The sequence below is a fragment of the Blautia sp. NSJ-175 genome, assembly GCF_022867815.1.
Taxonomy (GTDB): domain Bacteria; phylum Bacillota; class Clostridia; order Lachnospirales; family Lachnospiraceae; genus Blautia; species Blautia celeris.
The window spans coordinates 72,345-97,455 of the sequence record NZ_JALIFQ010000008.1 but is presented as its reverse complement, the minus strand read 5'-3'; the positions used below and the strand labels follow the sequence as shown (position 1 = coordinate 97,455).

The 25,111-nt window shown below is 46.2% G+C and carries 21 protein-coding genes; 7 read left to right on the top strand and 14 right to left on the bottom strand.

What is annotated here, in order from left to right:
• Nucleotides 1-19: 19 nt before the first annotated feature.
• From MUB35_RS14295 to MUB35_RS14280, 4 genes are all read right to left on the bottom strand, one after another.
• Nucleotides 20-2,311, bottom strand: a complete 2,292-nt coding sequence (locus MUB35_RS14295; RefSeq protein ID WP_033141699.1) for an alpha-galactosidase — start codon at nucleotides 2,309-2,311, stop codon at nucleotides 20-22.
• 107 nt (nucleotides 2,312-2,418) lie between these two features.
• Complete coding sequence (locus tag MUB35_RS14290; RefSeq protein WP_033141698.1) at nucleotides 2,419-3,258, bottom strand: carbohydrate ABC transporter permease; 840 nt, start codon at nucleotides 3,256-3,258, stop codon at nucleotides 2,419-2,421.
• A 15-nt stretch (nucleotides 3,259-3,273) separates the two neighbouring features.
• A complete protein-coding gene (locus MUB35_RS14285) occupies nucleotides 3,274-4,152 on the bottom strand; it encodes a carbohydrate ABC transporter permease (protein ID WP_054351581.1) in 879 nt (292 codons plus the stop codon).
• 114 nt (nucleotides 4,153-4,266) lie between these two features.
• The gene (locus MUB35_RS14280; RefSeq protein WP_033141696.1) at nucleotides 4,267-5,607 is read right to left on the bottom strand and encodes an ABC transporter substrate-binding protein; all 1,341 of its coding nucleotides are present in this window, start codon (nucleotides 5,605-5,607) and stop codon (nucleotides 4,267-4,269) included.
• Nucleotides 5,608-6,047: 440 nt separating this feature from the next.
• Between MUB35_RS14280 and MUB35_RS14275 the strand changes: the two genes are divergently transcribed.
• Nucleotides 6,048-6,713, top strand: a complete 666-nt coding sequence (locus MUB35_RS14275; RefSeq protein WP_244806398.1) for a YesL family protein — start codon at nucleotides 6,048-6,050, stop codon at nucleotides 6,711-6,713.
• A gap of 90 nt (nucleotides 6,714-6,803) precedes the next feature.
• On the opposite strand, the gene MUB35_RS14270 is transcribed toward MUB35_RS14275, so the two are convergent.
• From MUB35_RS14270 to MUB35_RS14250, 5 genes are all read right to left on the bottom strand, one after another.
• Nucleotides 6,804-7,637: a sugar phosphate isomerase/epimerase family protein gene (locus MUB35_RS14270; RefSeq protein ID WP_244806397.1), complete on the bottom strand. Its 834-nt coding sequence runs from the start codon at nucleotides 7,635-7,637 to the stop codon at nucleotides 6,804-6,806.
• 24 nt (nucleotides 7,638-7,661) lie between these two features.
• Complete coding sequence (locus MUB35_RS14265) at nucleotides 7,662-8,489, bottom strand: carbohydrate ABC transporter permease (RefSeq protein ID WP_054351579.1); 828 nt, start codon at nucleotides 8,487-8,489, stop codon at nucleotides 7,662-7,664.
• Nucleotides 8,489-9,379: a carbohydrate ABC transporter permease gene (locus tag MUB35_RS14260; protein WP_033141693.1), complete on the bottom strand. Its 891-nt coding sequence runs from the start codon at nucleotides 9,377-9,379 to the stop codon at nucleotides 8,489-8,491. Before MUB35_RS14260 ends, MUB35_RS14265 begins: the two co-directional genes overlap by 1 nt.
• A gap of 119 nt (nucleotides 9,380-9,498) precedes the next feature.
• Complete coding sequence (locus MUB35_RS14255) at nucleotides 9,499-10,782, bottom strand: ABC transporter substrate-binding protein (RefSeq protein ID WP_244806396.1); 1,284 nt, start codon at nucleotides 10,780-10,782, stop codon at nucleotides 9,499-9,501.
• Nucleotides 10,783-10,814: 32 nt separating this feature from the next.
• Nucleotides 10,815-11,840, bottom strand: coding sequence for a Gfo/Idh/MocA family protein (locus MUB35_RS14250; RefSeq protein WP_033141692.1), 1,026 nt, complete (start codon nucleotides 11,838-11,840; stop codon nucleotides 10,815-10,817).
• A 509-nt stretch (nucleotides 11,841-12,349) separates the two neighbouring features.
• Here MUB35_RS14250 and MUB35_RS14245 point away from each other — a divergent pair.
• From MUB35_RS14245 to MUB35_RS14235, 3 genes are all read left to right on the top strand, one after another.
• On the top strand, nucleotides 12,350-13,516 hold the full coding sequence (locus MUB35_RS14245; protein WP_052099514.1) for an ROK family transcriptional regulator: 1,167 nt from the start codon (nucleotides 12,350-12,352) through the stop codon (nucleotides 13,514-13,516).
• A gap of 215 nt (nucleotides 13,517-13,731) precedes the next feature.
• On the top strand, nucleotides 13,732-14,928 hold the full coding sequence (locus tag MUB35_RS14240) for an ROK family transcriptional regulator (protein WP_244806395.1): 1,197 nt from the start codon (nucleotides 13,732-13,734) through the stop codon (nucleotides 14,926-14,928).
• Nucleotides 14,929-14,965: 37 nt separating this feature from the next.
• Nucleotides 14,966-16,021, top strand: coding sequence for a Gfo/Idh/MocA family protein (locus MUB35_RS14235; protein ID WP_130180418.1), 1,056 nt, complete (start codon nucleotides 14,966-14,968; stop codon nucleotides 16,019-16,021).
• A gap of 55 nt (nucleotides 16,022-16,076) precedes the next feature.
• On the opposite strand, the gene MUB35_RS14230 is transcribed toward MUB35_RS14235, so the two are convergent.
• From MUB35_RS14230 to MUB35_RS14210, 5 genes are all read right to left on the bottom strand, one after another.
• Nucleotides 16,077-16,394, bottom strand: a complete 318-nt coding sequence (locus MUB35_RS14230) for a hypothetical protein (protein ID WP_244806394.1) — start codon at nucleotides 16,392-16,394, stop codon at nucleotides 16,077-16,079.
• Between the two features lie 220 nt (nucleotides 16,395-16,614).
• Nucleotides 16,615-18,273, bottom strand: a complete 1,659-nt coding sequence (locus MUB35_RS14225; protein ID WP_244806393.1) for a glycoside hydrolase family 13 protein — start codon at nucleotides 18,271-18,273, stop codon at nucleotides 16,615-16,617.
• A 23-nt stretch (nucleotides 18,274-18,296) separates the two neighbouring features.
• Nucleotides 18,297-19,127, bottom strand: a complete 831-nt coding sequence (locus tag MUB35_RS14220; RefSeq protein ID WP_033141687.1) for a carbohydrate ABC transporter permease — start codon at nucleotides 19,125-19,127, stop codon at nucleotides 18,297-18,299.
• A gap of 15 nt (nucleotides 19,128-19,142) precedes the next feature.
• Nucleotides 19,143-20,372 (bottom strand): carbohydrate ABC transporter permease, encoded by a 1,230-nt coding sequence (locus MUB35_RS14215; protein ID WP_244806392.1) that lies wholly within the window; start codon nucleotides 20,370-20,372, stop codon nucleotides 19,143-19,145.
• A 150-nt stretch (nucleotides 20,373-20,522) separates the two neighbouring features.
• On the bottom strand, nucleotides 20,523-21,857 hold the full coding sequence (locus tag MUB35_RS14210) for an extracellular solute-binding protein (protein WP_186971092.1): 1,335 nt from the start codon (nucleotides 21,855-21,857) through the stop codon (nucleotides 20,523-20,525).
• A 396-nt stretch (nucleotides 21,858-22,253) separates the two neighbouring features.
• Here MUB35_RS14210 and MUB35_RS14205 point away from each other — a divergent pair, with 396 nt between their 5' ends.
• The 3 genes from MUB35_RS14205 (at nucleotide 22,254) to MUB35_RS14195 (ending at nucleotide 25,009) form a co-directional block, all read left to right on the top strand.
• On the top strand, nucleotides 22,254-23,279 hold the full coding sequence (locus MUB35_RS14205) for a LacI family DNA-binding transcriptional regulator (RefSeq protein ID WP_052099513.1): 1,026 nt from the start codon (nucleotides 22,254-22,256) through the stop codon (nucleotides 23,277-23,279).
• Nucleotides 23,280-23,465: 186 nt separating this feature from the next.
• Nucleotides 23,466-24,284: a methyltetrahydrofolate cobalamin methyltransferase gene (locus tag MUB35_RS14200; protein WP_033141685.1), complete on the top strand. Its 819-nt coding sequence runs from the start codon at nucleotides 23,466-23,468 to the stop codon at nucleotides 24,282-24,284.
• A gap of 92 nt (nucleotides 24,285-24,376) precedes the next feature.
• Nucleotides 24,377-25,009: a corrinoid protein gene (locus MUB35_RS14195; protein WP_033141684.1), complete on the top strand. Its 633-nt coding sequence runs from the start codon at nucleotides 24,377-24,379 to the stop codon at nucleotides 25,007-25,009.
• Nucleotides 25,010-25,111: the final 102 nt, after the last annotated feature.

The following is a 25,111-nucleotide window of genomic DNA, read 5'->3' as shown; positions in this document are numbered from 1 at the left end:
ACATTCCCGCCGCATCATTCTAGTCAGTTACCTTTTTCAGGGTATAGAGCAGGGATGCAAAATCTCCGCCCTTTTTGTTCAAATCTTCCCTGTCAATCGGTATACCCACCTGCATCAGCTCATCGCCGTATGCGCAGTAGGTTTTCACCATATCTTCATCTGTTCGTAATCCATATATTTTCGCTATATTGTCATCATAAGATGCGGAAGGAGCCAGATCACAGCTCACCTCATACAGTGTATCCGCATCCAGTCCCTGGAGCTTCAGCCTGAGCCAGGATGCATTTACCTTGTTCATTCTCTGGTAGAACGCGGCAACTGCCTGGGATTTATCCCGGGCCACTACCATCCATGCCGTGTCATTTCCCTCAAAAGGACTCAGCAGACGGTAGAAATCGCCGTCCACCTGAATCAGCTCCCTGTATTCCTTCATGAACGCAACCTGCTTTTTCACGCTCTCCAGTTCTGCCTCTGACAGCAGGTTCAGATCCAGTTCATAGCCGAATGTTCCGAAGTACGCCACATTCGCCCTTGTCTCGATGGGCGTCATACGGTGCATCTGATGGTTCGGCACTGCTGACACGTGGGAGCCCATGCTGACAACAGGATATACATAAGAAGTACCGTACTGGATCTTGGTCCTCTCACTGGCATCCGTATCATCACTGGTCCAGGTCTGCGGCGCAAAATACAGCATGCCCGGATCAAACCTGGCTCCGCCGCTGGCACAGGATTCAAACAGGATGTCAGGGAACTCTGTGGTCAGGCGGGTATACAGGTCATACACGCCCAAAATGTATTTATGCATCACCTTACCCTGCTGGGAGGCGTCTGCCCCTCTGCTGAAAGGCTCTGTCATATAACGGTTCATATCCCACTTGATGTAGGAAATGGAGGATTCCCGCAGTATCTTAGAGATCATTTCGTAGATATAATCTACCACTTCTTTTCTGGAGAAGTCAAGTACATGCTGATGCCTTGCGTGTGACTCAAAGCGGCCCGGCACACCGATCAGCCAGTCCGGATGTGCCCGGTACAGGTCACTGTCCTTGTTCACCATCTCCAGTTCCACCCAGAGACCAAACTTCAGCCCCAGCTCCTCCACCTTACGTGAAAGACCGGAGATGCCGTCCGGCAGCTTTTCAAGGTTGACGTACCAGTCGCCAAGACCTCTGTAGTCATCATTCCTGGCCCCGAACCATCCATCGTCAAGGACGAACAGCTCCACACCGGCCTCTTTTGCTTTCTTTGCTATGGTTAATATTTTTTCCTCATTAAAATCAAAATATGTGGCTTCCCAGTTGTTGAGCAGGATTGGGCGCGCCTTGTCTCTCCAGGTACCCCTCATGAGACGTTTCCTGTACAGTCTGTGGTATGCCTGGCTCATCTTATTCAGGCCCTGGTCGCTGTATACCATAACCACCTCAGGTGTCTGGAAGCTCTCACCCTGACCAAGCTCCCACGCAAAATCCTCCGGATTGATACCCAGCATAACCCTTGTCATATCAAACGTGGAGACTTCTGCCTGTGCCAGGAAGTTTCCGCTGTACACCAGGCTGAATCCGTAGACCTCACCCTGGTTCTCTGTGGTGTGGGGGCGTTTCAGTGCGATGAACGGGTTGTGTTCCGCGCCGCTGCATGTGCCGTTTGACCCATGCACAGACTGAATACCCATATCCAGCCTTCTGTTTTTCACATACCGCTCTCTGGACCATGCGCCGGATAACTGCACCAACTCATAATCCATATCCAAAAATTCCACACTGGCACTCATGGCCCGCTCCAGGACAATCTTCTGTGCACCTTTCTGCTCAAAACGGACATTTCGGGTGATCACCGGATAGTCCTCATAGATTGTATAGGAAAGCACCATATCTGTATCTGTCACATCATCGTGAAGTGTGACTTCCAGCGTCTCTGCCTCATCCTCAGACTCCGTATAGGTAGCCGGAAGAGGCGTAATCGCTTTCTTTCCTCTGTAAATCTCATGAGATACATAGGAAAAGTCCACGATTCTGCTGCCGTTTTCCTGCAGAATCGTGAGAGCAGGGCTTCTGTAGTCGCCGGTTCCATACACCGGATATTCCTGCCTTGTATACTGCATGGATAAAATACCCGGCTCCGGAATGCAAACGGACATCTGGGAGCGCATGGCTTCCTCGTGAAGATAGCTGAAGTCCTCCTTATCACGGACAGCCTTTCCGTAATACAGATTCTCCAACTGTCCATTTTCCATGATCCTCATGAGATAACTTACTTCTCCATTAAAAATATGAAATTCTTTTGTCTTTTCATGAAATCTAATCGCCATATTCTTCTCCTTTTATTTCGATCCGCGCTTAGTTATTTCATTGAGTGCGGCCGGATTTTAAAAACAGGCCGGCGCAATAACACCTTATTACGCCGGCCTTGATTTTCTTAAAGTTTACCACCGCTGGTTGCAATACCTTCGATGAACTGTTTCTGGAAGATCATATAGAGGACGATCATCGGAATACAGGCAATCAGGGAAGCTGCCATCAGTTCCGGGAATTTTGAAGTATACTGTCCCTGCATTTTTGCAAGTGCGGAAGACAGAACCAGCATATCCTTGTCTGTGTTGACGATCATCGGCCACATCAGGTCTTTGAACGCGAACACTGCCGTAAAGATTCCCAGGGCAACCATGCTGGACCGGGTAAGCGGTGCCATGATATAGAGAAATGTCTGTCCGATATTACATCCATCCAGCCTTGCCGCTTCTTCCAGGTCGTTAGGAAGTCCCATATAGCCCTGGCGGAGCAGGAAGGTACCGAATGCGGTAACCATACCGGGGAATACCAGTGCGAAAATAGTATTCAGCATTCCCATTTTACTTACCATCAGGTACTGGGGAATGATGAAGATCTGAACCGGAACCATCATCTGCAGAAGTACCAGGGAGAAACAGAAGTCTCTTCCTCTAAAATGCAGACGTCCGAAAGCATAACCTGCCAAAGTAGCTGTCAGTACCGCGCAGATAACACGGAACAGGATCAGAAGCAGTGTATTCTTATACAGGATCAGGAAGTTCATGTTCTCCATAACGGAGGTAAATGCATCTGTTCTCCATACCTTCGGGAAGATGACAAAGGGGTTAACGGATGTTGCCTCTGTCACTGATTTAAACGCTGTGAGAATCATCCATACAAACGGTATCAGCATCGTTATTGATACCAGGATCAAGATTATATGAATGAGGATGTTTATCATTTTGCTTTTTCTTTCCATACTATCCATACTGCATCCCCCTTTCTAGTTGTAGAACACCCATTTTTTCTGCCCTATCATCTGGAACACCGTGATGATCATGGTGATGATCAGAAGCAGGATAACGATAGTTGCGCCATAGCCCATGTTCTTGTTGATGAACGCGTATTTGTAGAACAGGTATACCAGGGACTGGGTCTTTTCCAGAGCCGGGTTGGATTTATCCATTACCATGTACATTAAATCGAATACCTGAAGGGAACCGATGACACGTGTTACAAGAACAAAGAAGATTGTCGGGGATAACAGGGGTACTGTAATATGGAAAAAGCTCTTGATGCCTGTTGCTCCGTCGATTTCTGCCGCCTCATAATAGTCATGGGGAATCTCCTGCAGACCGGATATAAACAGTACCATGTTGTAACCAATGATAGACCATATACCGATGACAGCAATGGAGAATACTGCGATCTTGGGATCAGACACCCATTTTACATTTGTGTGGAACACGTTGTTGAGCAGACCGAAATCTGAGTTGAACAGCCATCTCCAAACCATGGCAACCGCTGCAGGAGCTGCAACCATTGGGAGGAAGATGATAGTACGGTATATACCGCGTCCCTTCATTTTTCTGTTCAGTAGAACTGCCAGAACCAGGGCTATTATGATAGAGAAAGGAACCTCTACAATTGCATATTTAAATGTGTTGATCAGAGACTGCCACACCTCATGGTCTCCGAAAACCTTTGCATAATTATCAAGTCCAACAAAAATATTTCCTTTTCCGAAGTCTCCTGTTTTAAAGAAACTCTGGTATAAAGTCTGGAAAATCGGGATTATATTTAAAACAACCAGTCCAATCACAGTTGGAAGGATAAACAGCCAGCCCCACAAAAACTCGCTGCGTTCCCTGCTGGTTTTCATTTGCTTCTTTGCATTCCCATTACTAGCCACGCCACTCACTCCTTTTCCAAATACAGGCAGATTCTTACGAACCTGCCTGCAGTTTAATCCTCGGTCAATTCAGCTTCTCTTTGATTACTCCTCGGCTAATTTCTCATTCATCTGCTCTGCCATTTCCTTGCAGGCATCTTCCATGCTCTTTTCACCGGTGTATACGCTCTTTAAGATCTCGTTGTCTTCATTTTCCCAGGTAACTGTTGTTTTGGAGTATGGTCTGATAACCATGTCATCCATCATGTTCAGGTATGCCTGTAAATTAAAGTCAGCGGATTTTGCCCATGCATCAGAAGTACCTGTGTATGCGGACATTGTAACGCCAAGTTCAGCCTGTTTTTCCTGAGCTTCTTTGGATCCCAGGTATTCGATGAGCTGCCAAGCTTCGTCTGTGTGCTCGCCGTTTGCTGATGCTGCCCATCCGAGGCCGTTATAGATAGAAGATCTTCTGCCTGTTTTAGCATTCTTCGGAAGTTCTACAACATCACAGTTTGCTGCTGTGTACTCATTGTCACGGTATGCTGCCAGCATCCAGGAACCCTGGAATACCATAGCAACTTTGCCTGACTGGAACAGAACATCTTCGCCGTTCTCAGACATGGTCTCGATAGAAGGCATAACGCCTGCTTTGATCCACTCTTCCAGCTGCTGCATAGCTTCGATGGTCTTCGGATCATCCCATCCTGATGTTTTCTTGTCATCGCTGATAACCGTTCCGCCGTTATCATAGATCATGTTATAGTAACCAGCCTGGTTGTTATCGTTTCTCAATGCCATACCATACTGGCTGCCGTCCTCTTTTGTCAGCTTTTTAGCTGCTTCTGTCACGTCATCCCATGTCCACTCTGAAGTAGGATATTCAAGGCCTGCTTCGTCGAACATTGCTTTGTTATACCAGAGAGCAATTGTATCTACGTCCTTAGGAACTGCATAATATTTGTCTTCGTATGTATACAGGCCCCAGATATCGGACGGGTAGTTTTCCGGGTCGATCTTATCACTGTCTTTGATCTTGTCGGTCAGATCAAGAAGCATGTCATTGGACATATATCTCTGGCTCTCATTTGAGTGCATCCAGAATACATCCGGAAGAGAACCTCCCTGTGCGCCTGCCTCTAACATGGTCCAATACTCGTCCCATTTTACAACGGAGAGTTTTGTCTTGATTCCTGTCTGCTCTGTGAAATCTGCCAGAATCTCTTTGATACCCGGTTCCTGGTTGGTATCCCAGATGGATACGGAAAGTTCTGCGCCGCTGGAGCTGCTGCTTTCTGTCTTTTCGCCGTCAGTTTTCTCACCTTCTGTTTTTGTTTCGGTGTCATCTGTACCTTTGCTGTCTCCGCCGCTGTTTCCTCCACATGCTGCCAGTGAAAGTGCCATTACGCTTGCCAGTGATAATGCTGCTACCTTTCTGAATTTCATACTTGCTCCTCCTTTTGCATTAAAGTTTTCGTCAGAATAACAGTTTTTGCTGTATATCTGAGTGATAGCCTTATTATAGTTGCACATGGAATAATGTTAAATGGTTATATGTTTTTATAATATGTCATAATGTTATATGTTTGTGCTATTTTTATATTTTTCGTTGATTTCATCGGCTTTTCCTTGCAGTTTAATTATTATATATGCTTTGTTTTCCATATACTTTTGGTGGTTTTCGTCACAATGACGGGTCTATTCTCACATATCAAGAATACATTAAGTCTAAAACATATAACATTATTCCATATTTTTTACATTTTTCCTGTTTTTTCTATTATTTCACTCAAAATTACATACCGCAATTGCATTCTTCACCATTTAATGCTAGAATAGCCCTTAGAATCACATCGAAATTGTTCATATCAGAAAGGGCGGGAATTATGAATCTTTTAAACGAAGACAATGTTGTTCACATTTTTCTCAGCAGGATCGGGGACCTGGTGGTGGCCAATCTCCTTTTCATTGTCTGCTGCATCCCCATTGTCACCATAGGGCCGGCCATAACAGCGCTATATCACTGCACGCTTCGTATGGTCAAAGGAAATGACAGCAGCACATCCAAAACATTTTTCCGTGCGTTTAAACAAAATTTCCTCCAGTCTCTGGTAATCTGGCTTGGCATTCTGCTGGCAGGCGTCATATTGATCCTGAACCTTCGCTTTCTTATACAGACACAGGGGGCATCCTCCTACGGCAAAATTCTTCTCTACATGTCAGAGGCACTTATGGGCCTTTTGGTCATTGTGGCGCTCTATATCTTTCCCGTGATTGCCGCTTTTACCAACACAGCCGGGAAACTGCTGAAAAACGCGTTCCTCTTCGCCTTCATGCATTTTCCGTCTACGCTGGCCATTGCCGTCATTACGATTCTGCCTATGTACATGACCTATCAGGACCTTGAGCTGATGCCGCTTTACGCGTGCTGCTGGTTCTTCTTCGGCTTTGCGCTCACAGCCTACATTGACTCTTTCCTGCTGTACCGTATCTTCCGGCCTTATCTGGAAAAAGAAGAGACGCCCCCGGCAAAAGGGACGCCGCAGAAATGAATCGAAACAAAAAGACACCGCCTTTTTGCAGCAGCGCAGTTCCGTATCTTGCGGAAATCATGCAGCCGTGCAGGCGGTGTCTTTTCTTTTTTATTTCAGCAGTTCATCCAGAACCGCTTTTGCCATAACAATATCTTTTTTCTGTTCCTCACCGGATATCTCACGCTCAATGGTGATATCTCCGGCATATCCGATCTCTTTCAGTTTAGCCACAAACGCGGGGTAGTTTACCTTACCCTGTCCCAGCGGCACTTCTTCTCCCAGCATATGACCGTCTGTAGGATATTTTCCATCCTTGCCATGAATACCCATGACATACTCGCCGAACACCTCCAGAGCATCTACAGGGTTGGCTTTACCGTACATTACCAGGTTTGCAGGGTCCAGGTTAATGCCCACATTGCCTTTGCCCAGTTCTTTCTCAATATCCTGGATAGCTCTTTTCAGCGTAACCGGTGTCTCCTGTCCTGTCTCAAAGAGGAAATTCTGTCCGTTTTCCTTACACTGTTTCACCAGTTCCTTCAGGCATGCAAGAACGCCTGCATAATTGGGGTCATAAGGATTTTCAGGCATATATCCCACATGTGTAGCCACATCCTTTACATGGATCATGGAGGCAAATGTAATGCCCTTCTGCAGCATTTTCACCCTCTCGAAACGAAATGCCTCAGGAACCAGACCCAGGGTAAGCTGACCGTCATAGAAATCCCATACTCTCGGACCTTCCCAGCCGCACCAGAATGCCGTGATATCTACTTTGTGATGCTCAGCAGCTGCATTTACCTTATCTGCAGTCTCCTGATTCATAATTCCCTTATCCCAGCACACAAGCTGGCAGCTCTCCATCCCCATGGAACGCAGCTCCGCGAATTTGGCATCCACATCCGTATCCCGGAAAATCTCTATCAAAACTCCTACTCTCATAAAAAATACCTCTCTTTCTTTTCCTTAACCCTTCACAGCTCCTGCCGTAATTCCCCCCACAATGTGTTTCTGCATGATCACGAAGAAGATCAAACTGGGGATCATGGACATTACGATACCCGGAAGAGCGTGTTCCCAGTCCGCTGTCTGCGCGGAGAACTGCATGTAAAGCGCATTCTGAATGTTCATTGCCTTAGCATTTCCGCCTACGATCAACTGGTTGGTGATGATATCATTCCAGGTTGCCAGAGTATCCAGAACCACAACGGTCGTCAGGATAGGTTTCAGCAGCGGAAGCACGATGTTAAAGTATGTTCTCACCTTGCTGGCTCCGTCGATGCAGGCACACTCCTCCAGCTCGATTGGTACATTTTTTACAAATCCATGGATCATATAAACAGCCAGCGGCATACAGAGTCCTGTACTTACCAGTATATAGCCTATCTTACTTCCTGTCATTCCCATGTTCGCCACCAGTCTTGTCAGGGTGATCATGTAGGACTGGAAGGGCACCATCATCGGGATAATAATCAGGACAAAGCAGACACCTGACAGTTTTCCTTTTGTTCTTGCCAGTTTGTAAGCCGCCATAGGCGCAAGGAGCGCGATGATCAGCACTGTACAGATGGTATACAGAAGGGTGTTGCCGATCAATAACGGGAAATCAAACTTTGTCCATGTCTCTATATACATATTCAGGCTCCAGCTCTTTGGAAGGGCCAGAAATTCCTGCAGCATATCATTATATGGTTTAAATGAGTTGATAAAAATCAGAAGCAGGGGCATCAGCCAGAATATGGAACAAATGAACACAATAATGGAAAGAACGCTGATTTTACTCGCTTTTTTCATTATGCCTCTACCTCCTTACTCTTGGTCACTTTAAGCTGGATCACTGTTACGATCAGTACAAATACCACAAATACAAGGGATTTTGCGGTAGCCATTCCGTACCGATTATTGACAAACGCCTCTTTGTAAATGTTGTACGCCACAGAAATCGTGGAGTTTGCCGGGCCGCCCTTTGTAAATACCATGATCACGTCAAATAACTTGAACGCAAAGGTCAGGGATGTAAGCATACAGATCGATACCGCCGGCATGATCAGGGGCACTGTCACTTTTCTGAGTACCTGGAACTTATTGGCCCCGTCTATCTTGGCAGCCTCAATCAGCTCTTTCGGCACAGCTATGATACCCGCAATATAGTTCACCATATAAAATCCCAGATTCTGCCACACTGTCATGATTACCACGACAAAGAACGCCAGTTTTGCTGTTCCAAGCCAGCTCCAGTTGAACATCTCCCATCCGGTCACCTGATACAGCGCTTCAAATCCCGGACCCAGGATAAATTTCCAGATCAAACTGATGGCAGTCAAACTGATTATGTACGGGATATAATAAAACGCACGTCCCACACTTGAACTCTTCTTCTCTTTCGCCATAACCAGTGCTACCGTAAGAGAGAGCACGTTTACGATCACAACATAGAACACTGAAAATTTTAGTGTAAATGCAGTACTCTTCCAAAACAGTGCATCATTGGTAAATATATTTACAAAGTTCTGAAGTCCCACAAACTCCATATCCTTACTGATTCCATTCCAGTCAAACACAGAATAGTACAGATTCATCAGAAACGGCACATCTGTGGAAAAAAGAACAAATGCCACTGCCGGAAATACAAACAATGCAAAAATCAATAAATCTTTTGTTTTTCCTTTGCCTTTCACTTTCATTCCTCCGAATTTCCCCTTCTAAAGCGGCAGTCCATGCCGTCCGCCTGTTTTAAAAAACGGGGCCGTTGCAGCCGCAACAGCCCCGTCCGGTTATCGTTACCCCGCCGCAGTTTCCAACTTTACTGTACAACCCAGCCGTTCTGGAACTCTTCCGTTACCTGTTCTGCAGTCATGTCGCCTGTCATATAAGCCTGCAGTGCCGGTCCTACAATGTCAGCATATCCATTCGGCTCAATTGTGTGTATCCAACCGTTTGTCTTGCCTTCTTCCACGTATGTGGACGCATCATTAGCAAGAGCACCTTTTACATCCATATCTGTCTTTGCACCCGGTACAGCGCCTACACCGTCACACATCCATTTCTGTCCATCTTCAGATGTCAGGATATATTCCAGATATTCTTTTGCCAGGTCAAGGTTTTTGGAATCTTTGTTTACAATGTATGTCCAGTTACAGGAGGACAGCAGTGTTACATCGTCTGCATTGTCGCTTACCGGGCAGGGAAGGAATGCCAGGTTCGCATCCGGGTTGAAGGAATCCAGTGTGGACTGGCACCAGTCACCCATATGAATGATAGCTGCCTCGCCGTTTGCAAGCATGTTTTCACATGTCTCCCAGTCAACCTCAAGCGGTTTGTCCGGTCCGTATTTTACAGCCAGATCCAGAAGACGGAATATGTTCTGGAAATTCTTCATATCTTTGAATTTCAGATCTCCGCTGTTCAGTTTCTCCACAACACCCTTGGCATCCAGGGATTTGTCCATCATGAAATGTGTGGAAAGCTGCTGCAGTACCCAGGTCTCTTTTGCAGCGAGAGCAAATGCTGTGATACCTGCTGCGTCCAGCTTTTCACAGGCCGCTTCCAGTTCATCCATAGTCTTGGGAAGCTCTGTGATGCCGGCCTTTTCAAACAGATCTTTGTTGTAGATCAGGCCCATGTTCTCATATGTCCAGGGCAGGGACATAATCTTTCCGTCAGCGTCTTTTCCTGTGTCAAGAGCCGCCTCATTAAATTTATCCAGGACGTCTTTCTCATCTGTCCAGTCGTAAGCATATTCATAGTATTTCTGTGCGGAAGTTCCGGACTCCACGTCAAACACATCCGGAATATCCCCTGAGTTGACACGAGACTGCAGCAGTGTATTGCTGTCATTGGCAGCATGCTGTACCTCAATCTTAACTCCGGGATGTGATTCTTCAAACTTTTTCGCCATTTCCGCATACTCATCCAGGCCGTAAGCATGAGCATCGAATACTTTCAGAGTAATCTCTTCCCCGCTGCCTGCACTGTCCTTGCCGGAATCGCCCTTGGACTCCTCTGTGCTTCCGCCGCCACCGCAGGCTGTCAGGCAGGATGCTGCCAATGCCGCTGTCATCAGAACCGCCAGTGTTTTCTTCATCATAATTTTTTCCTCCTTGAAATATATATTTGTTTTTATTTCCTATTCACATATTCCTTTGCCCGTCTCCACTCTTCAATTCCCTGACGAACCGATTTGATGCCTTCTTCCAAAGGCGCAACTTCCACTTCTCTGCCGCTTTGGAGACACTCAATGAAATATTTGATCTCTGTGTAGTACGGCCCCAGATTGGATACGTTGATCCCCGCAGAATCATCCTTCACATCGTATTCCCGCTCAAGCTCGGGATACTCCACCGTGCCGTCATTTTTATAAACTGCCAGAGGTTTCTCATCGCGTCCTCGAAATACTATGCTGGCATCCTCGAAACACGCATGGAAACTTGCTTCAAAAGGAAGCGCTGAACTGATATCCCAGATTCCCTCTGTCACTGCAAATACTTTTCCGAATTCATATGTAGTAAAGATCTGATTGATCATTCCGCTGGAGAATGCCGTTGCCCTCACATCAAAGGAATCCGGTTCTCCCAGCATATATCTGAGAAAATCAAGATCATGCACATGCAGATCCAGTACAACAGAACCGCTTCTGTCCTCTTTGTGGAACCAGTCTTCAAATCCCCATGCGGCGTCACCGCTCACTCTCTGCATGGTAATGGATTTCAGTTCTCCATATCTGCCGGTTTCATAACAGTCTTTCAAATACCGGTATTCATCAAAGGAACGGACCACCTGACCAACCATAACCTGTACGTGGTTCCTCTCCTTGGCATCCAGAAGCTTCTGGGCCTCCTCCTCCGTCAGACATACCGGCTTCTCCACGAACACATTGATCCCTCTGTCCATGGCTGCCACCGCATGTTCTGTGTGGAGATAACTGGGAAGGCAGATATGCACGCTGTCCAATGTCTCTGCTTCCAGAAGTTCCATACCTGTCTTGTACAGCCTGGCATCCGGCCATTGCTCTGCTGCCTTTTCCAGAAATTCAGGTCTGCAGTCCGCCAGAGCTGTTACCTCAACATCCATCTTGGATGACAGTGCTTTCAGCGACAGGTTGTGGGTAGTTCCCATTCCTCCGCATCCTATTAATCCCACTTTCATCTCATCATCCTCTTTTCTTTTTGTTTGTCCAGTGACCTTACTAATAAATTTTAAAATTAAAAGCCTTGTTGCTTTTCAGCTGTTTTTGGCTTTTTACGAATGTAAAATTTATTTATTTGATAGCTATACAATAGCATTTGATGTTGTATATGTCAATATGTTTTTGAATTTTTATTGCTTCGCAATGTAATTTAAGACACATTTAACATTTTATATCAATCTTTTTTGTGCACTTTTTACCTTATATTCATTTATTCCTGCGACATTACAATTTATTTCCACTATTTCCAAGCAAAGTATCCTCCTTGCCATCCCCAACCTCCTCTTTTATTCACCATTTTATACAATTTTATCTATCTCAGTCCCTTTTTGTGTAACTTTTCACAAATAATATTGCATATCTCCGCGTTTTATGGTAGCATGCAATTAATAATACCACTTTACAATTAACCCCCAAAGGAGGTGAGCATACGAAACTTCTGACACAACAGGTAATCAAAAACACCAACATGAAGCATCTGTACTCCTCCATATACATTGAGAACGGCATCTCACGTACAGAGCTTGCCAGGCGGACTCATCTAAGCAAGACCACTGTGTCCACACTGGTTGACGAGCTGATCGAGAGGGACTTCATTGCCGACGAAGGTGCCTCCCACTCTGACTGTGTGGGCAGAAAACCCAACTGCCTGAAAGCCCGGACCAACCAGCATTTCGTCATTGTCATAAGCTGGGTAGACAACATTGCCGAAGCACATGTGGTGGACGTGGCAGGCACATCCGTGTACAGTACCAGGCTTACACTGAAAAAAGGGGAGTCTTATATCTCCTTATCCCAGACCTGCGTCTATAAGGACATTTTGTCCAAATACGATCCCCAGCGGATTCTGGGCATTTGTGTGGTGGTATCTGCCATGATAGATGCAGTGCGCAATGAAATATACTCCACTACCCTGAGTCTCGGACCCGGAGGGAGCGGCAATCTGATCCATGATCTGAGCTTTGCTTTCCCTGAATATCCGGTAGCTCTTCTGGAGGACACCGCCTGCTATGCCTACGCCGAAAAAATATATACACAGGTTCGGGAAAAGAACTTTGCTTTTATCAATTTCGGAAGAGGCATCGGTGCCACTATATTTATAGAAGGAAACATGCTGGGCAAGGCCAGCGGTTCTGTCACCCAGTTCGGCCATTATTCCGTCAATCCCAGGGGGCCTTTATGTATATGCGGCAACCATGGCTGTCTGGAGGCCATGTTCTCCGAATCACAGATAAAAGCCCGTCTGGAGGAGTCAGGGAAGACAAGCTGTCTTCTTGGGCGTTCTGCCATCACATTTGAAGATTTAGGAAAGGCAGCACTCTACAAAGACCCTGCTGCCATCCACACTCTGCAGAAAATGTCCCGGGACCTGGCGCTCGCGCTCAGCAACCTGATCTGCATCGTGAACCCCGAGCTGATCATTCTGGGAGGAAAAGGGCAGCACCTGGGCACATTATTTTTGGAGGAGGTGCAACATTCACTGAGAGATGTGGGATTCCGAAGAATGGTGGATTTCTCAGGGGTGAGATATTCCCAGCTTCAGAGCGACGCCTACTTAAATGGTGCCATGAAATACTTTTTTGACACTTATTATTCCTTCCTGGAACCCAGGCCGCGTGCTTTTTATATCGGCTGAAATACGCCTGCAGCCTATTTGGGCAGGTTTGCACGCCCCGGAAAAATGAATTTATTTGTGCCTTATGCCTTTTTGTGATATGTTTAAAGTAACGAAATTTTAAGGTCCGCAGTACTGCATTGGACATCTCTGCAGACCGCGGCAATGCACGTAACCAAAAGGGTAACGAATCGTTACTGCGATATCATAACAAAGCAAAGGAAAAGCAGGATATTATGAAACTGGTCAATCAACAATTAATCAAAAATACCAATTTAAAACAGTTGTACAATTCCATTTACCAGAATCCGGGCACTTCAAGAGCGCAGCTTTCCAAAGACTCTCATCTGAGCAAAACTGCTGTCTCCTCTCTGGTGGATGAATTAATTGCCCGGAAGTTTGTATATGATTCCGGAACAGGCGGAAGCACGACTGTGGGGCGGAAGCCCAACAGCCTACTTCTCCGCGCAGAGCAATACTATGTGGCAGTCCTCTGTCTGGAGGAGGACAGGCTGAATGCAGCCCTGGTGGATATTACAGGGGTCTCTTCCCTGCCCATGCAGATGGAAGCCTCCTCACCGGAAACCTACATTCCCCTGTGCCGGGATTACATAGAACAGACTGTGCTCACTCGGATTCGGAAGGAACAGCTCCTTGGAATCTGCATCGTTGTTCCCGCCATGATAGACCCGGACAAACGCGAGATCTTCGCCACTACCCTGAATCTTCCCGAAAAAGATTTTGTAGGCGAAATACAGCGGAATTTCTCTGATTTTTCCGTCAACATCCTGAATGATACAGCCTGCTTTGCTTACGCGGAAAAAGTCTACACACAGATTTCGGAAAAGGATTTTGCTTTTATCAATTTCGGCAAAGGAATCGGTGCCACACTCTTTATCCGAAACGAAATGCTGGGACACGCCTGCGCATCTTACACCCAGTTCGGACACTACTCCATTAACCCCAAAGGAAAATTGTGTTCCTGCGGAAACAGGGGATGTCTGGAACTGATGATCGGGGAGGGTTCCTTAAAGGACAGGATCGCCCAGACCGGAAGCAGCCCGGCCTTTAAAAAATCAACTGCTGTCACATACGCTGACCTGGGCCAGGCCAGTGTATATGGGGATGTGGTCTCCCGCAAGGTAATACGGGATATCGCAGATGAATTTTCCCTGGCACTGTGCAATCTGATCTGCATGGTGCACCCAAAGCTAATCATCATCGGAGGAAAAGGAAAGGACCTTGGCCCCGTATTTTTACAGGAGATCCAGGAATGTCTGCGCACCACAGGATTCCGCCGCATGGTAGATTCCGTCAGCGTCCGCTACAGCCTTCTGGATTCCAGCGCCCTGTACAACGGTGCTATGAAGTATTTTTTTGATATTCACTATAATTTTACGCAGGAGATGGACGGATGCTTCTTCATCGGATAAAAATCCGCTGTCTCCTCATATAAAACGGAGGTATGAAATGAAAAAACTCAGAGCTGCAATTATGGGCTGCGGCAGAATTTCCGTCTGCTACGAGGACGCCTTTAACCGTCTCTCTGATCAAGTGGAGCTTGTATGCGCCATAGATGTTGACGAGGAAAAAGCAAAGGCTTTTGCAGAGAAATTTAACTGCCATTACTGTACTGACCTGGAGACTGCCCTCCAGTATGATATTGATGTCATCCACCTGTGCCTTCCCCATTATCTGCACCCGGTCATGGCAGTAAAGGCCATGGAGGCCGGACTTCATGTGCTGACAGAAAAGCCGGTGGCTGTCTCCCTGCAGGACGCAGACAGGATGATGGAGGCACAGCAGCGTACCGGCAAAAAGCTCGGCGTTATATTCCAGACCCGGTATACAAAAAGTGTGGAAAAGCTGAAAGCACTCATGGACGCCGGATATTTCGGACGCATCCTCTCTGCCCGCTCCTATCTCACCTGGAACCGCCCGCACACTTATTATGAAGGAAGTGACTGGAAAGGCACCTGGGACAGAGAAGGCGGCGGCGTACTCATAGACCAGGCCATACACAGTATGGACCGGGTGCGCTATATGCTGGGAAGTGACATTGAATGGATTGAAGGCAGCGTACATAACCACTGCCACGATACCGTGCGTGTGGAGGATGCCGCGGAAGCTGCCATACAGTTTAAAAACGGCTGCATCTACAACCTCTATGCCTGCAATTCCTACGCCTCAGACGCCCCCATCACCATTGAATTTCAGGGAGAAAAGGGACGCTGCGGGCTGATTCAGGATATGGGCTTCTATGAGGCTGACGGATGCTACACAGAGATTCGGAACACCTATGAGACAACCAATGTGGGACCGGATTACTGGGGCAGCAGCCACCACCTGCAGCTCAGGGATTTTTATGATTCCATACTCTATGACCGTCCGGTTACCATAGACGCCATGGAGGGAAGGAAAACGCTGGAAATGGTAAAGGGAATCTATCTGTCCTCCCTGGAACGGAAACGGATCTATCTTCCGTTTGAAGATGTGTGTTATAAAGATTTGAATACACCAAAATAATTACAATCCGGCAGGCCGGACTCAATTACCGGGGATTTTTACATCCCCGGTAGTTTTACTGTATAATTTCCCTGACTTTTTCCACCGGTATTCCGCAGATTTTTGCAATCGCCTCCGGGGTCTCCCCCTGCATATACAGCTTAAACACCTGACGGGTCCTTTCCTCCCCTCTTCTTTCCGCACTGCTTATCTGCGAGTTATAATCCCTCAAAGCCTTATCCCTGGCCTCATACTCCAGCCTCTTCTTTTCATCCGCACTCATAGTCTTCAGTGTATTATATGCTTCATTGAGATATTCGTTTGCTTTTGCCACGCGCTCAAACTCCTCTCTGCTTTTTCCAAAGATTCTCTTTTCCTGGACAAAATCAGCCATATCTGCTCTGTCGGCTATATACTTTTAAACAATGGAGTTTCACGGCGAAATGCCGATTAGAAATTAAAGAGCGAACGCTCATTGATATCTTTAATCAGAAGTGTATCACAACCCACCCCAAATAACAATTAGACAATACGACGAAATTCAAATCATGAGAAAAAGGCAGTACAGCCCTGCGCCGCACCGCCTTCCTTTTCTCTCTCAATACGCAAGAAGTTTACATAACATATACAGCCGCCTCATATGGCCGCATCATCCGCTCCTCCAGCGCTTCCTCTCCCTTATAATTATCAATCACAAGCACAGCCTTACCTGCATCCAGCCCCTCAGGCATATGGAAAGGAACTTCATTTTCCGTGAAATTCAGCACCACAAACATCTTTTTGCCTTCATAATTTCTTTCATATATATAAAGACTCTCATTCTCAGGCTCATATTCCCTGAAATCTCCGTACACAGCAACCTCATTTGCCTTCCGCATCTGAATCAGCCTCTTCATATAATAGAAAATAGAATCCCGGTCTTCCAGCGCTTCCTTCACATTAATATCCTTGTAATTGGGATTCACCTTCAGCCACGGTGTTCCCGTGGTAAATCCGGCATTCTCGCTGTCATCCCACTGCATGGGAGTCCTTGCATTATCGCGGGAACGGAACCTGATGGCATCCAGCAGAACCTCCGGGTCCGCGCTGCCGTTAATGACACGCTCTTTCCAGAGATTTTTTACCTCTATGTCATTGTAATCCTCAATGGAATCAAAATGCACATTTGTCATTCCGATTTCCTCGCCCTGATAAATATACGGGGTTCCCTGCATGGTCAGAAGCATAGTGTACAGCATTTTTTGGCTCTCTTTGCGGTACTGCCCGTCATTTCCCCTGCGGGACACGGTTCTTGGCTGGTCATGGTTGGTCCAGTACAAACTGTTCCATGCCTTATCCTGGAGAACCGTCTGCCATTTGCTGAAGCATGCCTTTAATTCCGGCAGCGGCACTTTCCGATAACTGTAACGCTCAGGTCCGCAGTCCAGCGCGTTCTGTTCAAACTGGAAAACCATATTGAGCTCTGTCCCCTCATTATTGGCATAGCGCAGGGCATGTTCCAGGGGAACATCCGGTGTCTCACCCACTGTCATAATATCATATTTTGATAAAACCTCCCGGTTCATCTCCTGCAGAAATTCATGAATTCTGGGCCCGTCCTGAAAATGCTCTGTTCCGGTGATCTCCGCCGGTTTTCCATCCGGCAGCCCCGGTGTCTTTGAAAACAGACTCACAACATCCATACGGAAGCCATCACATCCCATATCCAGCCAGAATTTCATCATATCATAAATCTCACCGCGCAGTTTCGGATTCTCCCAGTTCAGATCCGGCTGCTTCTTTGAAAACAGGTGCAGATAATACTGGTCTGTGGCCTCATCATACTCCCATGCGGGACCGTAGAAATAGGAGGTCCAGTTGTTGGGCTCTCTCCCATCCCTGCCGTCTCTCCAGATATAATAATCCCTGTACGGGTTATCCCTGGATTTCCTGGATTCCGCAAACCACTGATGTTCATCCGAAGAATGGTTCACAACAAGATCCATCACCAGCTTCATGCCCCTCTCATGGATGCCTGCAAGCATTTCCTTAAAATCATCCATGGTTCCGAACTCATCCATAATATCCCTGTAATCAGAGATATCATATCCATTGTCATCATTGGGCGATTTGTAACATGGAGACATCCAGATAACGTCAATCCCCAGGTCTTTCAGATAATCCAGCCTGCTGATCACGCCCTGCAGGTCCCCGATTCCGTCTCCGTTGGAATCCATAAAACTTCTGGGATATATCTGGTAAACAACCGCCTCTTTCCACCATGCTTTATTCATGCTGTTCTCCTCTCAAAATTCTGTTATTCTTTTACCGCTCCATTTGAGATGCCGGCAACGATCTGCTTCTGGAACAGAAGAACAATCAGAAGTGTCGGTATGACTACCACAACCGTGGCCGCCGCGATCTGGCTCCAGAACACCGTAAACTGGTCCTTCAGATAACTCAGACGTACCGGCACTGTCTGTATATTCTCATTGATATTCAATGTACAGGACAGCAGATACTCATTCCATGCAGAAATAAAACTCATAATTGCCGTGGTAAATACGCCCGGCGCAGCAATAGGGAAGATGATTCTCCAGAGCATTCCCCATGTGGAGCAGCCGTCAATTTTTGCCGCCTCTTCAAGCGCCAGCGGTACCTGGTTAAAGTGTGCGACCATGATCCACACAGCACTCGGCAGTGTGATTGTGGAATATGCCAGGCAGACCCAGTATGTATTCAAAATCTTCAGTTTATAGAACATATTAAAAATAGGCCCTACAACGATCATCTGCGGGAACATGGCCACTGCCAGTATCAGTCCCATAAGCAGAGCCTTTCCCTTGAACTTAAATCTGGAGATAATGTAAGCTGACATAGATGCCACAATTACAACATAAAACGTAGTAGCTGCCGACATAACAAAGCTGTTGCCAATAGCACGGAGCATTCCTTTTTCTACAATAACCGTCCTGTAATTTTCCAGTGTGGGATTTTCTGCTATAATACGGTAAGCATTTGCTCCGAAAATTTCCGATTCCGGTTTAAAAGAACTGATCAAGATCCAGAAGAAAGGAAATATTGTGATCATCAGAAAAATTACCACGAAAATCCAGCAGACAATATTAAATGTTTTATTTTTACTCATTTTCCTTCCTCCCCTCTAATCATTATTGATGACTTCCGCGCCCAAAACCTTCACGTAAATCACAGCTATAACGGCAACACAGACTGCCATTCCCATAACCACCACAGAACCATATCCGTAATTACTCTGGCTGAACATCAGCTTATACGAGTACACGGAAAGGGATTCTGTACCGTTTCCGGGACCGCCTCCTGTTAAAATTGCAATTAAGTCATATACACGGAACGCATCCATAGTACGGAACAAAAGTGCTACCAAAAGACTTGGCTTAATGAGCGGAAGAGTAATACTGAAAAATGTTTTGAAAGGTCCTGCACCATCTATAGATGCGCTCTCATACAAACCTCTGTCAATGATCTGCAGGCCGGCCAGAAGAAGCAGTGCCATATACGGCGCCGTTTTCCATACATCGGATATTACAACAGATGTCATGGCTCCGTTTGCCGTCAGAAGCATGGCTGACTGCTTTGGTATCAGCCCGATAACGGAAAATATCTTTGATATAATACCGTAGCTGCCGTCATACATATAACTCCAGATCATTGCAGATACTGCCGTAGGAATCGCCCAAGGAATCAATGCGATCGTTCGAACAGCGCCGATACCCTTGATTGCTTTATCCATAATCAATGCCAGTATCATGCCTATCACCAGCTCAATCGCCACAGATATAACCGTAAACAACAGTGTATGAAGCAGTGCCTTATAAAATCTTGTATCTGTAAATAACTTAGCAAATCCCTTTAAACCGATAAAGTTAGATGCCACCACACAGTTATCCATGTCATCCAAAATCTTCGGCATACCCTCTCTGTTATACATCTCCAGATCCGCATTCCTGTCGTAGATATTGGTGAGTCTTTCCCTGATATCTTTATTGAATGCCTGTATTTCTTTGATCGTATCAGATGAAACCTTCTTTACGCCCTTAGATCCCTCATACGTTGTCAGCAGTTCATCTACCTCTGCCTTTATTTCCTCAAACTCGGCTACATCCTCGCTGCTGAGTCCTTCTGTAGCCATATCCGTCTCTATAAACCAGCTCACATAACCAAGGTCCTGTGCAAACAATTCCTCATTCAGCTGCTCAGACATATAAAAGCTATTGTACTGCTGATCATTGGTACGGTAATCAAACAGTGTATACACCAGAGATGTAACAATAGGATATATGGAAAATATGCCAATAAAAATCAACAGCGGAAGAATGAACAGGAACTGTTTAAACGTCATTCTTTTAATCATAATCTTCCCTCTTTCCCGACAATAAAAGCGGTTGCAAGACCCCTTTTGATTGCTGCGAACAAAACAAGGGTGCCGTATTAAACTACAGATATATACGACACCCATTTACTCAATGAATCCCCCTGCACCCATGCGGGTGCCTGATCACGGTTACTGTTTCAACAAACCTTCCACTTCTGTGGTGGTTCCGTCCAAATCTGATTCTCCTGATAAGAATTTGTGGATGGAAATCTGCAGTGCATCAGATAGTTCCTCATATTTGTCTGAGGACGGTCTTGCAATTGTATTTTCCAGGGCTTTCATGAAGCCTTCTTTACCGAGAAGCTGATTCGCTGCCTTTACGTCTGCATCTTCCAATGCATCGTTAAATCCGGGCACATATCCACCCTTGCTGCAGAAGATCCTCTGTCCTTCCAGGGATGTAAAGTAATCCAGGAATTCCCACGCACCGTCTTTATGTTCACTCTTTGCATTCATAGCCAGCAGCCATCCGCCGATACAGGAACCGCCCGGAATTGGTGCGATATCTGTCTGGTCCTGTGTCACTGCAGCGCCTTCTGCCCCAAGCAGGCCCCATACATAAGGCCAGTTACGTGAAAATACCGTATCACCGTTTACATAGCTGTTAGCAGCTTCTGATTCCTGATATACCAAAATATCATCCGGAGTTGCATCGGAATCAACAATCTTTTTCATGGATTCCAGTCCGCCTTTTACATCTGTAAAGTTAGCAGTATACTCGTTTGCGTTGCAGACAAGTCCTTCATACTGATTCGCCTGGAAAGTAAATCCTGTCTTGGTTCCGCCCTGGCCTTTGTATGTCTCTGCCATAGCAAGAAGGTCATCCCATGTGAAATCTCCGCTTCTCAATTTGGCTGCATCCTCCTCGGATACAATATCACTTCTGAAATAGATAACGCCAAAGTCAGGGTACAATGGCAGCGCATAAGTCTTTGCATTGTATGTACCTGCCTGAATAGAACCTTTGTTGTAATTCGCCGGACTTCTCTTTGCCTTCATCATGTAGCTGTCCAGAGCTTCGATATAACCTGCTGCAGCCATATCACCAGCCCAGACCGTATCAATGGAAACCAGATCATATTCAGAACTTCCCGCTGAGAACGCTGTGTTCAGCTGGCTTCTTGTCTGGTCTGTGTCGTTGGAGGCGGTCACCCATTTCACTTTATATTTGTTCTGGGATTTCTCAAAACCCTCGATCACCGCTTCCACAGCGCCGTTGCCATCATCAGAACGGAACAGGGTAATCTCTTCACGGTCACCTTCTGCTGTTGATTCCTTTGTCTCGTTCTCGGCGTCACTGCCCGCGTCATCAGCTTTGTCCGCATCATCTGTTTTGTCTGCGGCTTCCTGCTTGTCCTCACTGCCTGCGTCTGTGGTGGCTTCCTTATCATTTCCGCCACCGCACGCTGCCAGACCAAATACCATGGCTGTACTCAGCATTACTGCTACAATTTTTCTTTTCATTCTTTTTTCCTCCTTTTGTTGGTGTTTTACGATACTTACATAAAATGTCGCATCCTGGCTGTTAGTGTTGTGCAACACCTCTATTGATATAATAAACATTAGCACAATGCCCATTATCTGTAAATAGGTTTTATATAAAACCATCATAATATATAATTTAAACATTGTTCATTTATACATTTTGCACATAACCAATCTTTGTACAGCCATCAAATTACACATTCCCATTTTCTTTTTATCTGACAAATAGATGAACTTTCTGACAACCTCTTGCAATTCTGATAATTTCTGCTATCCTATAATAGAAGTAAAAAACGATACTTTACTTATGTCACATTCAGACAAAAACTTTCCTGTAACAGACAGCGCAGGCTGTCAGAATTTGGGGGTAACCGTATGATAACGATAAAAGAAATAGCAAATATAATGAATGTCAGCCCAACCACGGTTGCCAACGTGATCCACGGCCGCACCAGCAAGGTGTCAAAAGAGAACGTGGAACGTATCCAGCAGGCTCTGAAGGAGCACAATTACGTGCCCAAGATGGGGCTGGAAGCTCTGACAAAAGGCAAGACCAGGCTGATCATTGTGGTGATCCATACCACAAAACGCTACACCCAGACCACCGTCGGCGATCCGTTCTACAGCCAGACCATCGGTGTGCTGGAGGAAGAGATACGAAGGGCCGGCTACTATATGATGCTGTATATAGACCGGAACCTTGACAATATTTTCAAGACAGCACTTTCCTGGAACGTGGCGGGAATCATTGCTGTGACACTGTCCAAGACCAACTATGACAAGCTGTGTTCCCTGGTGGACTGCCCGGTGGTGGGAATCGACACTTTTATGGAAGATACCGCCTCACTGCCCGACCAAGGGTATCATGTCACCCTGGATGACATCGGCGCGGGGAAGCAGATGGCAAACTACCTCATCAACACAGGTTTTTCCAATATAATCGTAATCTCAGATGCCAAGATAGGCTCCTCTGCTCTGAGAGCCGCAGGCGCCAAAGCCGCTCTGAAAGAACACGGCATAAGCACTGAAAAACAATGGCACATGGTACTTGACACGCAGAAGAGACGCAGAGACAGCCAGTACAATTCCCTCCTGGCGCTGGCAGGAAAAAAATATGTACTGTTCTGTACGGCAGACCAGCTTGCCTTTGAGGTGATTGGCTATCTGAACGAACACGGCTGCCATGTTCCCCGGGATATCTCTGTGTGCGGATTCGATGACAATCCTTACGCGGAGTTCTGTATTCCCAAGCTGACCACCATGCATCAGGACATTGCCAGAAAGGGAGAACTGGCCTCAGAGCTCTTGTTCCGGCTGCTTTCCGGAGAGAAGGTGGCGGAGAAGGCAATCCACCTTCCCGTGGAGCTGGTAGTGCGGAAAAGTGTCCTTCCGCCGGATTGACAATTTTTTAACCATTTTGAATGCGGTAGATTCAGGTATTTTCCTGTTTTACCGCATTTTTATGGGTTTTCTCTCTTCCTACACTTTGTAGGAAAACCTTTGAAAAATCCCCCCTTTTTGCGGCTTGTACTTTCTGCGCATTTTGGTACAATAGAGTTATAAATTTGTACAGGAGGTTTTGCAAAAATGATAATCATTGGGGAAAAAATCAACGGTTCCATACCGGCAGTTGCAAAAGCCATCGCTGAGAGGGATGCGGAATTCATCAAAGACCGTGCCAGAAAGCAGGCCGCTGCCAATGCCACCTACATAGACTGCTGTGCTTCCGTTCCGGAAGAGATTGAAGTTGAAACTTTAAAATGGATGATCGATTGCATCCAGGAAGTTACAGATCTTCCGATTTCCGTGGACAGTCCCAGTACCGCAGTTTTAAAAGAAGCTTATAAGTTCTGTAAGAGACCGGGTATCTTCAACTCCGTATCAGGAGAGGGCGACAAGATTGACACCATCTTCCCGATCATGGCAATGGAAGAGAACAAAGACTGGGAAGTCATTGCACTTTTAAGTGACGATACAGGAATCCCCAAATCCGCAGCTGACCGTCTCCGTGTATTTGACAATATTATGGCAAAGGCAAAAGAATACAACATCAATCCAAACCGTCTTCACATTGACCCGCTGGTAGAGATGCTGTGTACTTCCGAGGACGGTATTGCCATGAACATCGAGGTAATCGAAACTGTTCGTAAACAGTACCCGACGATTCATATTACTGCTGCTATCAGCAACATATCCTTCAATCTGCCGGTTCGTAAGCTGATCAACTACGGCTTTATGATCCTGGCTATGAACGCAGGACTTGACAGTGCCATCATGGACCCCACGAACCGAGATATGCTGGGTCTTGTATATGCTACAGAGGCACTTATGGGCGAAGATGATTTCTGTATGGAATACATCGGTGCTTACCGTGAAGGACTGATCGGACCTGCTCCGAAGAATTAACATTTATGGTGTTCGTGTTGAGGAATGGAATTACTGAAAAGGGAAATAAAAAACTATAAAATATATTTTTTAAGAAATGGGAGGAATTTATTATGAGTAAGATTCAGGCTGTTGCAGATGCTGTTGCTGCTGGAAAAGCAAAACTGGTTGGTGGATTAGTTCAGGAAGCACTGGATGACGGATGCCAGGCTGTAGACGTATTAAACGCAATGATCGACGCAATGGGCGTTGTAGGCGAGCGTTTCAAAAACAACGAGATTTTCGTTCCTGAAATGTTAGTTGCAGCACGTGCAATGAAAAAAGGTGTTGAGGTTCTGAAACCACATCTGGCAAGCGGAAGCGCTGGCGTATGCGGCAAGATGGTTATCGGAACTGTTGCTGGTGACCTTCATGATATCGGTAAAAACCTTGTTGCCATGATGATCGAGAGTGCCGGATTTGAAGTTATCGACTTAGGCGTTGATGTACCGACAGAGAAATTCATTGAAACTGTCAAAGCTAACCCGGACGTTAAGATTGTTGGATGTTCTGCTCTTCTGACCACAACTATGCCGGCATTAAAAGCTACTGTTGAAGCTTTAAATGCTCAGGATTTCCGCGGCAATATCAAAGTTATGGTTGGCGGCGCTCCTATTACACAGGAATTCGCTGATGAAATCGGTGCTGATGCTTACACAGCTGACGCTGCATCCGCAGCTCAGAAAGCAAAAGAGCTGGCATCATAATGAAATTAGCTTAAATCCATATCTGTCATGCATACCCTATAAAGAAAGGAACCGGGCATCAGTTGCTTCAACTGGTGTCCGGTTCCTTTTTCTGTTTATTTT